Genomic DNA, 14,646 nt, shown 5'->3' on the forward strand with positions numbered 1-14,646 from the left:
AAACCGGTATTTTCTTCATTATAGCTAGCCGCCAAAAGATAGACAATGAAAACCAACGATAGGAGTAGGTTATATAAACTGAAATGTTGGTTTTATGTTTGTTTTATTTGGTTTATTTGATTAAAACCAAATAAAATGATAGACAAAAACAAAAGAGGAGCCAATAATGAAGGAAAAGCAAGAGGGGAGTTTTGCGGCGATGGTGATGGAGCAGGGGCGGAATTGGGAGCGTGAGCAGGAGGATCAAGGGCAAGTACGGTCACATGGACCAGGTCAGGGACAGGAGCAAGGACAAGAGCAAGAGCAAGAGCAAGAGCAAGAGCAAGAGCAAGAGCAAGAGCAAGAGCAAGAGCAAGAACAAGGACATTGTCAAAGGCAAGAGCAAGAACATAGACTTGCCCATATTCTGGGCGGCTATGAGCAGCAGCCGCTGGACCCTCGTCTGTATTTGGCAGTCGATAATTGTTTCGCCTCTAAGCGGTGGACGAGGCCAGCCGAATGGTTGGGTTCGCTTCAGGCGATGGGTGTACATTACGCCGAGGCTAGTGCTGACAACGAGATTGATCCTTTGTATATGGGGGAAGCCTACATGAAGCGATGGGCCGAGGACGTCAGGAGGGAAAGTAAAAAGACAGGCGTGCAAGTTGCCAATCTGTATTCCGGGCACGGAACGTACGCGACGTTAGGGTTGGCTCATCCCGATGAATCGGTCCGCGACCGGATACAGCGGAGGTGGGTGGAGCCGATGGCAGAGCTTGCTGCGGAACTGGGGGCCGGACTTGGTTTCTACTGTCATGCCTTTTCTGAAGCGGTGCTCCAAGATCCTGATGCCTATCGGATAGCAGAAAACGAGCTTTACAGACGCTTAGCTGACATTGCCGCTTCCTGCAAAAAGCTTGGCGTTGTTACGCCGGGCGTTGAACAAATGTATACGCCGCATCAAATTCCGTGGACGATTCAAGGTGCTAAGAAATTGCTGAGCGAGGTCGGCCGATTGGCAGAAGCTCCGTTCTATTTGACGCTGGATACAGGACATCAAAGCGGCCAACGTAAATTTTTGCAGCCGGACGGGGCAACAATTGAAGCATGGGCGGAGGATTGCCGTCTAAGGGGAGTTTCCATAGATTCATCTCTATGGCTGGGGCCGCAATCGGCAAATAAGCGGTTCGCAGAGCTGATCCAAGCAACGGGAAAAGAGCGGACAGCTATTATGGAACAAATAGCGGATGAAATAAACCGCTATCCTTATTTATTCGCTCAAGCATTCGATGGTGATACGTATCATTGGCTTTCCGAGCTTGGCTGTTATTCCCCGATATTGCATCTACAGCAGACCAATGGGATGTCCTCCTCCCATCGCCCGTTTACGGAGGCTTACAATCGTGATGGTATTATTTTCGGAGAGCCTGTATTGCGAGCGCTAGAGAAAGCCTACCAAAATCCCGCAGAACCGGGGATGCCGCCAAAATGCGAAGCGATCTATTTCACTCTGGAAATCTTCTCCGCTACAAGCGATACTCCCGCGGCTATTCTAGACAACATGAAGCAATCGGTTGACTACTGGCGGCAATTCATCCTGGAAGACGGAATCAAGCTTAGTGAAGCGCTCAGCAGGTTGAACTAAGAACAGAGCAAATTCTGCAAGCAAGCCAATCTGGTTACGGGCAGCGAACTGAACAGAGCAGAGCGGAGATATGAGCAAGTTAGGGGCTAAGCCGCCAAACTAAATCGGGCTGGGCATGCTCATGCATGCTCAGCCCGATTTAGTGCAAACAGCAGCTAAGTCTGTTGGTCGTTCAGGTATGTTTTAAGCGCAGGCGGCTCGTACGTGTAAAATTGCTCCAAAAGCGCTGCCGGATCCTTATCCACGAGCGTCATTCGGCGATACTTCTCATCCATGAATTGTTCCGCAGTCATATGATTGAACAGCTCAATAAGCGGATTGTAGTAGCCATTAATATTTAAGAGGCCGCAAGGCTTTTGATGAAGGCCCAATTGCGCCCAAGTGAATATTTCAAAAAACTCTTCCATCGTACCAGGACCGCCCGGCATCGTAATAAATCCGTCGGACAGCTCCGCCATTTTTGCTTTTCTCTCATGCATGGATTCTACGATAATCAGTTCGGACAGAGACTTGTGGGCAATCTCTCTTTTGTCGAGAAAGGCAGGCATGACACCGATGACGCGTCCGCCAGCTTCCATAACGGAATCTGCCACCGCACCCATAACGCCAACGCTAGCTCCGCCGTACACGAGTGCAATATCCCGTTTGGCGAGCTCTTTGCCGAGCGCTTTTGCTCCTTCTACATAAACCTCGGAAGCTCCATTTCTCGATCCGCAAAACACAGCGATGCTTTTCATTGTTCCAGCTCCTATTCTCTCTTGCTTGTTATTCCATTCCATCTATCTAGACGGGCCTCAAACTATACAATACACGTGAGCCATGCCGAGGTCAAAGGCTGCTTTTTATCATTTTTAAACTTTTTCTTCCAGAAAAATTGTAGAATTTTACTAGTTCTACTGTCGATTCAGCCAAAAGAAAGGTAAAATGAAAAGCTGAAAGAAGCAGTTTCTAGCAGGGAATCTATATGACATAGATAATTTCCGGGGAGGAAAATATTACATAGATGAGTACGTTACCTCATGAGGCGTCCACGTCGTTTCATCAATCCATCGTAGAGTTTAATCCTTTTGCGGTCTTGGTTTTATCCAAGGACGGTCAGATAAGGGAAGTCAATCATGCGGCAAGCGAAATGTTCGGGTATGCCAGGGCGGAATTTCCGATGAATGATTATATGGATATCGTCGTTCCAGAGCATCGGGACACTGTTCGCCGTCATCTCGACACGTTAACCGAAGGGACACCTTCCATATACGAAGCTAGGGCCTACCACAAAAATGGCGCCCAACTTGATATTCATGTTACGACAATTCCATTGGTTAAAGAAGGCGATATGTACGACGTTTTTTGCCTGATTCAAGATATAACGGAGTCGATTAAGGAAAGGGCTGCACAGGAAGAAAGGGAGGAGCGCTTGAAGGCGGTGTTCCACTCGACCTCTGCAGCCATGTTTATATTGGATTTGGGCGGTCAGGTGGCGGATATTAATACAGCTTTTGAGGAGACCTACGGTTGGAAGCGGGAGGAAATGATAGGCAAGCCGCTGCCTATCATCCCGCAAGCTTTTGCAAAAGGGCATCAGGAGCAAGTGGAGCAGGGCAGAAGGGGAGAGTGCTGTCAGGGTTATGAGACCATTGGTCTGAAAAAAGACGGTACATGCATCGAGGTCAGTTCAAGCTTCTCTCCGCTTCGCAACGAGAAGGGCGAAATTATTGGCATTGTAGGCATGACAAAGGATATTTCGGTTCAGAAAAAGCTGGAACGGTCATGGAAGGAAAGCGAGGAGCGGTACCGCAAGCTTGTCGAGCTTTCTCCCGAAGGAATTATGGTCCATCGTGAGGGTGAGGTTTTATATGCCAATCTCTCCGCAATGAACTATTCGAAAGAAAATAACCCTGAAGGGGTCAGCCTATATTCCTTTATCCCGGAAAAAGATCATGAGATGATTCGGCAAAGGGTGCAGGAACTGAAGGAGGGGAAAGTACTTCCTTACATGGCAATTGAGGTTACGCGCCGAGACGGAGAGACAATCTTTATCGATACGAACAGCATCTCGATTACGCATGATGATCAGCCGGCGATTCTAACAATGTTCCGGGATATTACACAAAGAAGCAAAGTGGAGGCTGCGTTAAAGGAAAGTGAGAAACGGTACCGGATGCTTGCGGATAATTCGCTTGATCTTATCCAGTTGGTTCAACTGGACGGTATTGTGACGTACGCTTCGCCCTCCCACCAAACGGTGCTTGGCTATGATCCAAGCGAGTATGTTGGCAAAGGTGTCTTTTACCAGCCTGATGGAGAGGTAGATGACGCTTTTCGCGAGGTATTTATGAATATGGCGATAACCCAAAGGCCGTTTTCTTGTGAAATTCATCGGCAGCATCAATTGGGCTATGACGTGTGGGTGGAATTGATCGGGACTCCGATGTTTGATGAAGAAGGCGGTTTTACCAACATGATGCTTGTCGGCCGTGAAATTACAGAACGGAAAAAATACGAGGAGCATCTGGAGCATTTAAGCTATCATGATCCGCTGACAGAGCTTCCTAACCGCAGACTGTTTAACGCGCTGCTGGAGCAAGCGCTGCTGGAAGCCAAGCGCAGCAAGCGGTTACTGGGTGTCATGTATATTGATTTGGACGGCTTTAAACAGATCAACGACAATTTTGGACATGATGCAGGGGACGAACTGCTTCGACAGTTGGCTCAGCGTGTGAAGCCATGCTTGAGAGACATTGACAGGGTAGCAAGGATGGGTGGCGATGAATTCGTCATTGCCCTTCCTGAACTGGAGAGCAATTCGGAAGCAGCGGGTATTGCCGAAGAAATTCTTTTGTCGCTGCAGCAGCCTTGGCTTGTGATGGACCATGCGTTTACCACGACATCCAGCATCGGGATCGCCTACTATCAAGAGGGTGACAAGCTGCAGACGCTATTGAAAAAAGCGGATACCGCACTCTACCAGGCCAAATTAGAAGGGAAAAATACGTACCGCATTTATAGCTGAACCTCCTTTTAAAATGATAGACTAGATAGCAAGAAGCTTCATCGGCTTTATTCCTTGTTATGGGAATGGGGAAGAAAGGGGAGTGAGCAAAAGGCGTGTACACGGTACAACTAGGAACCTTCGTGTTGAATTTGGAAATTGTCGTCTATATTCTTTGTGGTTTGGCAGGCGTAGCGGGGTTATCGTTAAAAGCGAAAAAAGGCCAGGTGGAGGCCAGCTTCGTTTCAGATGCCATGAATGCTGTGTTGCTATGGATATTCGTTTGGAAAGCCAGCCTAATTATAGTGGATCCTGTGACTGTGTTTGAAGATCCTCGTTCATTCCTATATTTCAGCGGCGGGATTATCGGGGGATGGCTTGCAACTCTCGTCTCTTGCGGTTTTCTTCTGTATAAGGGTTTACGGACGAATGCGGGAATCAAAGCGGTTGTCGTAGGGATAAGTACGATGCTCTATGGCTGGATTACAGTATGGCTGTTGGCGCAATGTCTGCTGGCTGATACGTCTGCGGAAGTGTGGAAATATGCGTTGTCGACTGTGGTGTCGGCTTTCTTGTTTGTGATACAAATCAGATCTGCAAGAGTGATCGAATGGAGAAGGCTTGCGGCAAACAATGTATTGGCAGCGGCCGTACTTGCGGCTATTTTGCTGGTCAATTACGGTAGTGCCTCTGCAGAGCTCCAGGCTGGGGCAGGTTTAGCGGAAGTTGGACTGAGCAAGGGGCAACAGGCGCCTGATTTTAAGCTGGCTTCGTTGGATGGCAGTGAGATTAGCCTCTCAGACTACCGCGGGAAAACGGTATTCGTAAACTTCTGGGCTTCCTGGTGCCCGCCCTGTAAAGTAGAAATGCCGCATATGGAGAAGCTGTATGCCAGCTATCGGGAGCAGGATGTCGTGGTTTTATCCGTCAATATGACGTCTACCGAGAAGAGCGGCAGCAACGTATCGTCTTTCGTTGAAGCTCGCGGCCTGACATTTCCAATTGTGCTGGATGAAAAGGGGGCCGTGATGTCGCAGTATCGCGTACGCAGCTACCCTACAACTTTTATTATCGACAGTGAAGGCATTATCCGCGATCGTATGCTGGGAGCAGTTGATTTTGCGGGAATGGAGCGGCGTTTGAAGGACGTGCTGGAATAGTTGAATCGGTAAGGTGAATGGAGGGGCATGTCGCCCCTCTTTTTGTCTTGATTTTTATAGTAAATCTAGTAATATTGGATAAAACATGCAGATGATGAAGACTTTCGAAACTAAGCAGGAGGGGATATCGTGAAACTGGTAATCGTGTTTGGACCGCAGGCCGTCGGTAAAATGACGGTAGGACAGCAGCTTGAGCAAATTACAGACTTGAAGCTGTTCCACAACCATATGACGATTGAACTGGTCAGCCCCTACTTCAACTATGGAAGTCCGCAAGGTAAACGACTGGTCGGATTATTCCGCGAGGAAATATTTCAGGAGGTAGCGAAGAGTGACTTGGCAGGATTGATTTTCACCTACGTGTGGGGATTTGATCTGCCCGGAGATTGGGAATATATTCGGCATGTCAGCGAAATTTTTGAATCACAGGGCGGCACCGTTTATTACGTAGAGCTGGAGGCTGATTTGCAGGAAAGACTGGAGCGCAACAAAAGCCCGCACCGACTGGAGCATAAGCCCACCAAACGCAATGTGGAGAAGTCTGAGCATGACCTGATTAGTACGATGGAGAAACACCGGCTAAACTCCCATGAAGGAGAGATCCAGAAGGAGCATTATCTTCGTATTAACAATACGGAAATCGCTCCTGAAGAAGTAGCTAGAAGGATTAAAGAACACTTCCAGCTATAAGTATGTGGAGGAAGTTTGGGGTTCGCTAGGTTTCACTAGCGAATCTTTTTTTTGTTGCCTAGCTCGACTCTTGCACTAGTATGCCGGTTGCACTCTATTGCTTAAATGAGCAGTCTAATGCTAATGCATCGTATAAACCAGCCAATCCACGGCATCTTTCGCAGCAAGCCCCTTCCGGCGTTCGTTGCTCGGTTACACGTAGGGGATCCAATCTCTTAGAACAATCTGCTGCACAACTGTTCCTCTTCAGGCGTAATTGCCCTTCATACACACACTATGCTTCTGCCTTGTATCGTTGTCGCTTTGGGCATACGCAAGAATTAACTTTGATGCTGCTTCTTGAAAAGTAACATTGAGTTTGGCTCGAGCGAAGCAGATTCGCAAAATAGCGAAGCCAAATTCGTTGTGCTGCCCTCGTGCGACCTGCTCCAAGGCTGCAGCGAACTAATTTTCGCTAATCGAGAACCTAGGTTCTCGATTAGCGAAGCTAGCTTCGCTGTAGGCTGGCAGCCAAGCTGCTGCCTCTAGCGCAGCGAACTTGCCTTCGCAAAATAGCGAAGCCAGTTCGCAAAATGCTGAGACCCGTGCGCCAAACGAACTCAGCTTCACTAATAGCGAAACAAGCTTCGCTGTAGACGAGCAGCTAAGCTGCTGCCTCTAGCGCAGCGAACTTGCCTTCGCAAAATAGCGAAGCCAGTTCGCAAAATGCCGAGCCCCGTGCGCCAAACGAACTCAGCTTCGCTAATAGCGAACCATGCTTCGTAAAAAGCTGAGTGGTTTTGAAAAGTAACATTGAGTTTGGCTAGAGCGAAGCAGATTCGCAAAATAGCGAAGTTAAATTCGTTGTGCGGCGCTCGTGCGACCTGCTCCAAGGCAGCAGCGAACTAAATTTCGCTAACCGAGAACCTAGGTTCTCGAATAGCGAAGCCAGCTTCGCTGTAGGCGAGCAGCCAAGCAGCTGCCTCAAGCGCAGCGAACTTGCCTTCGCAAAATAGCGAAGCCAGTTCGCAAAATGCCGAGCGGCGTGCGCCAAACGAACTCACCTTCGCTAATAGCGAAGCTAGCTTCGCTGTAGGCGAGCAGCCGAGCTGCTGCGCCCCAAATTTTCCCGTGTCCCACCTCACCAACCCCCATTTTCCACCCCCCAAGGATCATATTGTTAATCCAATTATCGGAATCGCATATAGGAACTGTATGCAACCTGAGCTATTATATAGGGAGTCTTTCTTAAGGGGGCAGGGGAATGCATATTTTAATTGTCGACGATGAAATGATTATTCGGAATGGCCTGAAGCATATGATGACCACGTACAGCAAACCGTTCACGAGTGTGCGCGTAGCAGAAAACGGTGAGGAAGCGCTCGCCCGGATCGCCGAGTATCCTCCTAATATATTGATTACCGATATCCGGATGCCGAAGATGGACGGACTGGAACTTTGTAAGCGGATACAGAAAACTTACCCCTATATTCGCGTTGTCGTGATCTCCGGTTTTGCCGAATTTGAGTATGCGAAGCAATGCGTGGCGTATGGCGTAAAGGAGTATATGCTCAAGCCTGTTGTGAAGGCGGACATCCATGAAATGCTGGACCGGATACTGCCTGCGATGGAAAAGGGAGTCGTTACGCCAACGCAATCGAAGCAGTGGCTCGACGACATAACGGAGCATATTTGGCAACTGCGGATCGAGGAGTTGGACAAATGTCTCGACGAGTGGCTGCGTTATTGCGCCGAACGAACCGATCATCCGAATCAGCTCAGAGAGCTGCTGAATGATTCTTTCCAAGCGGTGCTCGACCGACTCCAAGCGAAGGGCCACAATTATTCGGAGGCCAAAACGAGTACTCGAACGGCTGAATCCGGCTCTGGCGACACCGAAAAGTATGGCCTCAGCGGTATTCAAGAGCAGTTCCGCCACAAGATTCATACGGTAACTAATGAGCTCGCATTGCGAAGAGACGGCTTCAAGGACATGATGTCGGAGGTTAAAGCCTATATCGAACAGAACATCGCGAGGGAAGTCACACTGGAGGAGGTCGCCAATCTAGTAGGACTCACCCCGAATTATTTTAGCCTCTACTTCAAAAAAACGACCGGCGTCACCTTCATCAATTACCGCATTGCCAAACGAATCGAATTCGCCGAGCAGCTGCTCGCTTTGCCGCATTACCGGATTGTGGACGTTGCTCACGAGATCGGCTACGAGGATTATTCGCATTTCGCCAAAACGTTCCGCAAAGTCAAAGGGATCACGCCGACCGAATACCGCAGCAGTCTGGGGATTAAATAGATGGCGGGACATAAGCGCAGGAAGGGGCTTTTCGTACGGCTGTATACGTATTTCGTCATCGTCATTTTCGTGCCGCTCGCCGCGCTTGGGCTGTATACGTACTATGGAGCGACAGACAAGCTGCGCGCTCAGGCGGAAGCGAACATGGCCCAGGTCGTCAACATTGCATCCTATCATTTGGAGCAGTATATCCACAATTACGAGAATTCGACCTTATCCTTGTTGTCCAACTCCGATATTAAGTCGTTTTTAGAAATCGATCCCGATAAATATTATGAAAAATATTACTACACGTCCACAATCAAGACGAACGCGCTGGAGCCGATTATGATCCGCCATCCGGAGGTGATGGCCTTGTACGTGGTCGGCCAGGACGGGCGAACCGTCAGTGTCAATAACGGCGCATCTCTTGATTTTACAAGTCCATCTGCCAAGGCATACGTGGACAAGCTGTTCGCAGACATTCCGGATAACGGTCAGATTATGCTCCTTAACGCCAGCATCAGCCCGGGTCAGCAGGGGCAGACCATTACGCTCGCTCGCAAAGTCAGAGCGCCTCGGTCGTTGACCTATAATGGTGTGCTTGCCATTGAAGTGCGTAGTACTGAATTATCGGCTCTGTGGCAAGGCATCGATTTGGGGCCGCGGGGTTATTTTCACATCGAGGACAGAGAGGGTAAAATCGTCTACCATACCGATGCCAGCAAAATTGGACAACAGCTGTCCGCTGCCGACCGGAGAGGCTTGTCCGACGGGAAAACCCAGTCGTTCATCGGCAAGGAGGACGGCGAAGAACGGTTCACGATCGCCCGCCACTCGTCCTATACAGATTGGAATTTGCAGATTTCGATTCCGATGGAGGATTTGCGCGAGCCGATTATCGGCATACGCACGAATATTTTTTGGATCGGCTCGATTACATTGGTGCTTGCGCTACTGCTCGCTTACCGGTTCGGCCACTCCCTCACAAGTCCCATCCGCAAGCTGAGACGGGGAATGAAGCAGGCGGAGAAAGGCGACTGGAACCGGATTCCGCTCAACGGCACGCAGGACGAAGTGGACGAGCTTATCGTCAGCTACAACTCGATGGTGAACAAGTTGTCCGATATGATCGAGCAGGTCTATACGGCCGAGAATACGAAGCGGGAAGCGGAGCTGGAACGGCAAAAGGCCGAGCTTCAGGCGCTTCAATTGCAGATCAATCCGCATTTTCTATATAACACGCTGGAGACGATTGTCTGTTTCCCTGCCGTTCAAGACTCCGATGAGGTGTCCGAAATTGTGAAAAGCATGGCCCATATGCTGCGCTATGCCGTTCAGACGAGTCTGGAGGAAATTACCGTCGTTAATGAGCTGAAGCATGTGCTTAATTATATGGCGATCCTGAAGCATCGCTACGGCAAGGATTTCGAGATTGAAGTCGAGATTCCGTCGGACTTCCTGCTGAAGAAAATGGTTCGGCTCACGCTTCAGCCGCTGATCGAAAATATTTTTCAGCATGCCTTTTTCGAAGGGCTGGAGGACGGCCATCGGATTCAGATTCAAGCGACCGAGACCGATCAATACTTCGTCGTATCCGTTATCGACAATGGATCGGGGATGAGCGAGTCCGCGCTGCTGCAACTAAGAAACCGGCTGGAGACGAAACGTCTGACGGAGGCGGAGGGCAAGGGCGGAATTGGTGTCCTCAATATCCACCGCCGTATTCAGCTTGTATTTGGCGACAACTACGGTCTCGAAATTGAGAGCAAGCTGGGCGAAGGAACGGTCATGCGCATGAACATGCCTAAATCGTAAAAAAAGCCATACCGCCAAAAATCACGCCATCGTAAGCGCCCGGCGCCATAGTGTACGATTGTCGTACAAACTATGCAAGGAGTTGACTCCCATGGCGAAAAGCAATATCGAAGCGGAAATCGGCCCGATGCGATTTCGAACGGCCAAAGAACGATGGGCCTATCTAAATAAGTATAAGGCGCTGTATTTTATATCGATTCCCGGCATTCTTTATTTCTTGCTATTCAAATACGTGCCGCTGTTCGGCTCGGTCATGGCTTTTCAGGACTACAATATTTTCAAGGGCTATCTGGGAAGCCCGTGGGTAGGGCTGGAGCATTTTCAGAAGATGTTTCAGTACACTGACTTTTTACGGATATTGAAAAATACGCTCCTGCTCGCCTTTTACAGCTTGGCTATCTCGTTTCCCGTACCGATTATTCTTGCACTGCTGCTCAATGAGATCCGCAAGGTGTTTTTCAAGCGGGTGCTGCAGACCGTCTTTTATATGCCGCACTTTCTGTCCTGGGTCGTAATCGGCGGTATCGCGATTGAGATTTTGTCGCCGCGTAGCGGAATTGTGAACAATATCATTACATCAATGGGCTTTGAGCCGATCTACTTTATGGGCGAGGAATCCTACATCCGTACCATTCTCGTCAGCTCGGGCGTATGGAAGGATGCAGGCTGGGGCACGATTATTTACCTTGCTGCGTTGACGAGCATCAACCCGGAGCTGTATGAAGCTTCCGAGATTGACGGAGCGGGGCGCTGGAAGCAGACGTTGTCCATTACGCTGCCTGCGCTGATGCCGACGATTACGATTTTGTTTTTGCTGCAAATCGGTCATTTCATGGACTTTGGTTTTGAAAGGGTCTCCATCTTTTTGAATACGCTTAACTCTGGCAAAGGTGAAATCTTGGATACGTACATCTATACCGTGGGCCTTCTTGATCGGCAATACAGCTATACGACAGCCATCGGTCTATTCAAATCGGTAGTGGGGCTTGTCCTGATTATGACGGGCAACACGCTAAGCAAGAAAATGACCGGAGAAGGATTATATTAAGGAGGAGAGCCCATGGTAAGAACAAGCATCACTCAACGTTGGTTTAATGTATTTAACTATATTTTTCTGATCGTATTAGGCTTAAGCATGATATTGCCAATCCTGCATGTCCTGGCGCAATCCTTCAGCAGCAACGCAGCGATTAACAGCGGCAAAGTGTATCTGTGGCCGGTCGATCTTACCCTTACGAATTATAAAGCGGTTATTGGCGAAAAGCTGATCTGGCGCTCCTTCGGAGTGAGCGTGATCGTGACGGTGGTCGGTACGTTTATCAATCTGGCGATGACCTCGTCGCTGGCTTATCCGCTGTCGCGTTCCGAATATGTCTATCGCAAACCGGTACTCATTATGGTGCTGCTGACGCTTATTTTCACGGCTCCGCTTATTCCGAACTACTTGCTCGTTAGAGGGTTAGGACTTCATGACACGTTATGGTCATTGATGATTCCCGGTGCAATTAGTGCGTTTAACCTGTTTGTTATGCGTTCGTTCTTTATGGGACTGCCCAATGAGCTCATCGACGCTTCGCGAATCGACGGGTGCGGCGAGATGCGGATTCTGTGGAACATTATATTGCCGCTTTCGAAGCCGGTTATGGCGACGCTGGGAATTTTCTATTCCGTAGGGCATTGGAACAGCTATGCGAATGCGCTCTACTTTATCAACGACCGGATGCTTTATCCGCTGCAAGTGAGATTGCGGGAATTCATCATTACGGACAGCTCATCGATCAATGTACCTGCTGAGGACGCGCTGATGTCTTCTCCTGAAGGGATCAAAATGGCGGTTGTTGTTATTGCCACTATACCGATTATGATCGTTTACCCGTTCCTGCAAAAGTATTTTACAAAGGGAATGATGGTCGGATCCGTCAAATCGTAATAGCGTAAAAAAAACCATTGCGCCATAAATGAGCCCATGTGAACGGTTTTTATACCGTGATAAGGTAGTAATTGTAAAATGTAAGCGCTATTACAAAATGAGGGGGATCTAGACATGAAGAAAAGTATGATCAGCTTATTATGCGTTATACTTCTCGCTGGCTTGCTGGCGGCTTGCGGAGATGGCGGCAAAACGAAAAATTCGAATGCGGGTACGGACAAAGGCAACGGGAAAGAGGCTGCTGCTGCGCCAACCAAATTCACGATGGCTAAAGGCACGCTTGCTATGAAGGCGATCGAATCCGTCGAAGATTTAAATAAAGACAAATGGGTTCTGGAGCTGGAAAAACGGACGAATACCGATGTGAATATCACGCTGATTCCGCATAAGGATTTTGGGCAAAAGGTTTCGCTGATGTTCGCGGGCGGCGATGTGCCGGACGTATTGGTTGGCAATACGACACCGTCCAGCAATGCGATGAAGGATGCCGTTGATGCGGGCGTATTTATGCCGCTGGACGATATCCTCAAGACCCACGGTCAAAACCTGCTGAATTCGATTCCGAAGGAAGCTTGGGATTCCGTTACGTATGACGGCAAAATTTACTCTATTCCGCAATATTTGAGTGTACAGTCACGCCGTGCAACATTTGTACGTGCTGACCTGCTGGAGAAAGCGGGAATCGAAGCACCTAAAACGATCGACGATCTGCTTCCGATGCTTCGCGAGTTTAAGAAGCTTGGCGTGGAACAGCCATTTGGCTTCCGCGAAAACTTCAAGTATGCAGACTTCATCTTGGGCGCTTATGACGTCCTTCCTTACAGCACGATGTACGAAAAACAAGGCGATCAGATCGTTCCGAAGTTTTTCGATAGCGAAAATATGATGAAAGCACTTGGCGTCTACAAAGCCATGTACGACGAAGGCCTGATGGCGAAGGATTTCGCAACGATTACAGGTGCAATGTGGACGAAGGGCCGCGATTCCGGCAAAATCGGCATCTACAACGCCAATGCGAATCAGCTCGGCATCTATGAAGCAGAATTGAAAAACGCAGTACCAGACGGCAAGCTTGCGATGATTGCATCGCCGACCGGTCCTGACGGCAAAGGCGGCATGATGCTCTACAACAGCACATTGGAGCAGGCTTATCTCAATGCGAAGCTGAGCAAAGAAAAAGCGGAAGCGATCGTGAAGTTTTTTGACTACATGGTGACGGAAGAAGCGGCGACGTTCTTCTCCTTCGGTATCGAAGGCGAGAACTACACGAAAGAGGGAGACAAAATTAACTACAAGCTCCCTGAAAGTGAAGAAGATCGCTTCTCCGAGCAGCGCCGCGACTGGCTGTGGCTCATTAAAGACGGTGCATACAACGCAGATAAACTTCCATTGGAGCCAAAAGGCGAAGAAATGCTGAAAAGCTTCGAATCGATCTTGCCGCATGAAGGACGCGGCGGCTTCTCCTTCGCACCAGAGCTGAAAAGCTATACGCAATACCCGGATCTGGCTCCAAAATTCGATGAGCCTTCGAAGTTCATTCTGGATCACATGATCAAAATGATCTACGGCAAAGAGAACATCTCCGACTGGCCGAAGGTTATTGAAGAGTGGAAAGCGAACGGCGGCAACGAAATTATTAAAGAAGCAACGGACCGCTTCAACAAACAAGAAGGCGTGGAGATTGGTCCAGGCGCTAACGTACAATAAGCGGATTAAGCAAGAAGAGTTGGCGCTTAACAGTACGAGTACGATGACTTAAGCGCCACGAATGATGTGATAGCAAGCCGAAGAGCGTCCGCGAGGGCGCTCTCACATTTTCAGAAAGATTGGAGAATGTACGCAAGTCCTCTGATCCACGCGGTACATGGGCAACAAAATGTAAAAATGCAGGCTGATGAAGCCAAAAAGCTCCGAAATCGTGATCAAAATGCAAAAGTGCATGTGAAATGACCCGATTTCGCGCTATAAGGCCATTTTTGACCAATCAAACTGCACATTTGCATTTTGAAGCGCTAAATCGTCGAAAAAGCGGCTGACAACCTGTACTTTTACATTTTGATTCATTGCAACTGGCCCACAGCAGACTATTCGCAGACGTAAAAGTGACCTGGGAGCGGCGAAATGATGATAGCGGTGGTTAACCAGCTAAACGTTTAGTTAAATAAACTT

At 48.9% G+C, this 14,646-nt stretch carries 11 protein-coding genes; 9 read left to right on the forward strand and 2 right to left on the reverse strand.

From position 1 onward, the window contains the following. The first annotated feature begins 166 nt into the window (after nucleotides 1-166). Nucleotides 167-1,624 (forward strand): TIM barrel protein, encoded by a 1,458-nt coding sequence (locus IEX98_RS06375; RefSeq protein WP_188888113.1) that lies wholly within the window; start codon nucleotides 167-169, stop codon nucleotides 1,622-1,624. A gap of 155 nt (nucleotides 1,625-1,779) precedes the next feature. Here IEX98_RS06375 and IEX98_RS06380 read toward each other — a convergent pair whose 3' ends face one another. Continuing rightward, entirely contained in the window at nucleotides 1,780-2,361 is a 582-nt protein-coding gene (locus IEX98_RS06380) for an LOG family protein (protein WP_188888114.1), read from the reverse strand. Nucleotides 2,362-2,627: 266 nt separating this feature from the next. Here IEX98_RS06380 and IEX98_RS06385 point away from each other — a divergent pair, with 266 nt between their 5' ends. The 3 genes from IEX98_RS06385 (at nucleotide 2,628) to IEX98_RS06395 (ending at nucleotide 6,460) form a co-directional block, all read left to right on the forward strand. Continuing rightward, nucleotides 2,628-4,631: a sensor domain-containing protein gene (locus IEX98_RS06385; protein WP_188888115.1), complete on the forward strand. Its 2,004-nt coding sequence runs from the start codon at nucleotides 2,628-2,630 to the stop codon at nucleotides 4,629-4,631. A gap of 95 nt (nucleotides 4,632-4,726) precedes the next feature. Beyond that, a complete protein-coding gene (locus IEX98_RS06390) occupies nucleotides 4,727-5,770 on the forward strand; it encodes a TlpA family protein disulfide reductase (protein ID WP_188888116.1) in 1,044 nt (347 codons plus the stop codon). A gap of 171 nt (nucleotides 5,771-5,941) precedes the next feature. Beyond that, nucleotides 5,942-6,460: a shikimate kinase gene (locus IEX98_RS06395; RefSeq protein ID WP_374705329.1), complete on the forward strand. Its 519-nt coding sequence runs from the start codon at nucleotides 5,942-5,944 to the stop codon at nucleotides 6,458-6,460. 884 nt (nucleotides 6,461-7,344) lie between these two features. Here the strand turns inward: IEX98_RS06395 and IEX98_RS06400 are convergent. Next, nucleotides 7,345-7,587: a hypothetical protein gene (locus IEX98_RS06400; RefSeq protein ID WP_188888118.1), complete on the reverse strand. Its 243-nt coding sequence runs from the start codon at nucleotides 7,585-7,587 to the stop codon at nucleotides 7,345-7,347. Between the two features lie 116 nt (nucleotides 7,588-7,703). Between IEX98_RS06400 and IEX98_RS06405 the strand changes: the two genes are divergently transcribed. From IEX98_RS06405 to IEX98_RS06425, 5 genes are all read left to right on the forward strand, one after another. After that, nucleotides 7,704-8,750, forward strand: a complete 1,047-nt coding sequence (locus IEX98_RS06405; protein WP_188888119.1) for a response regulator transcription factor — start codon at nucleotides 7,704-7,706, stop codon at nucleotides 8,748-8,750. Next, nucleotides 8,751-10,547, forward strand: coding sequence for a cache domain-containing sensor histidine kinase (locus IEX98_RS06410; RefSeq protein ID WP_188888120.1), 1,797 nt, complete (start codon nucleotides 8,751-8,753; stop codon nucleotides 10,545-10,547). Nucleotides 10,548-10,674: 127 nt separating this feature from the next. Next, nucleotides 10,675-11,595, forward strand: coding sequence for an ABC transporter permease (locus IEX98_RS06415; RefSeq protein ID WP_229692053.1), 921 nt, complete (start codon nucleotides 10,675-10,677; stop codon nucleotides 11,593-11,595). Nucleotides 11,596-11,607: 12 nt separating this feature from the next. Then, complete coding sequence (locus IEX98_RS06420; protein WP_188888122.1) at nucleotides 11,608-12,477, forward strand: carbohydrate ABC transporter permease; 870 nt, start codon at nucleotides 11,608-11,610, stop codon at nucleotides 12,475-12,477. 114 nt (nucleotides 12,478-12,591) lie between these two features. Beyond that, nucleotides 12,592-14,184, forward strand: coding sequence for an extracellular solute-binding protein (locus IEX98_RS06425; protein WP_188888123.1), 1,593 nt, complete (start codon nucleotides 12,592-12,594; stop codon nucleotides 14,182-14,184). Nucleotides 14,185-14,646: the final 462 nt, after the last annotated feature.

The sequence above is a fragment of the Paenibacillus radicis (ex Gao et al. 2016) genome (assembly GCF_014641555.1).
In the GTDB taxonomy this organism is placed as follows: Bacteria; Bacillota; Bacilli; order Paenibacillales; family Paenibacillaceae; genus Pristimantibacillus; species Pristimantibacillus radicis.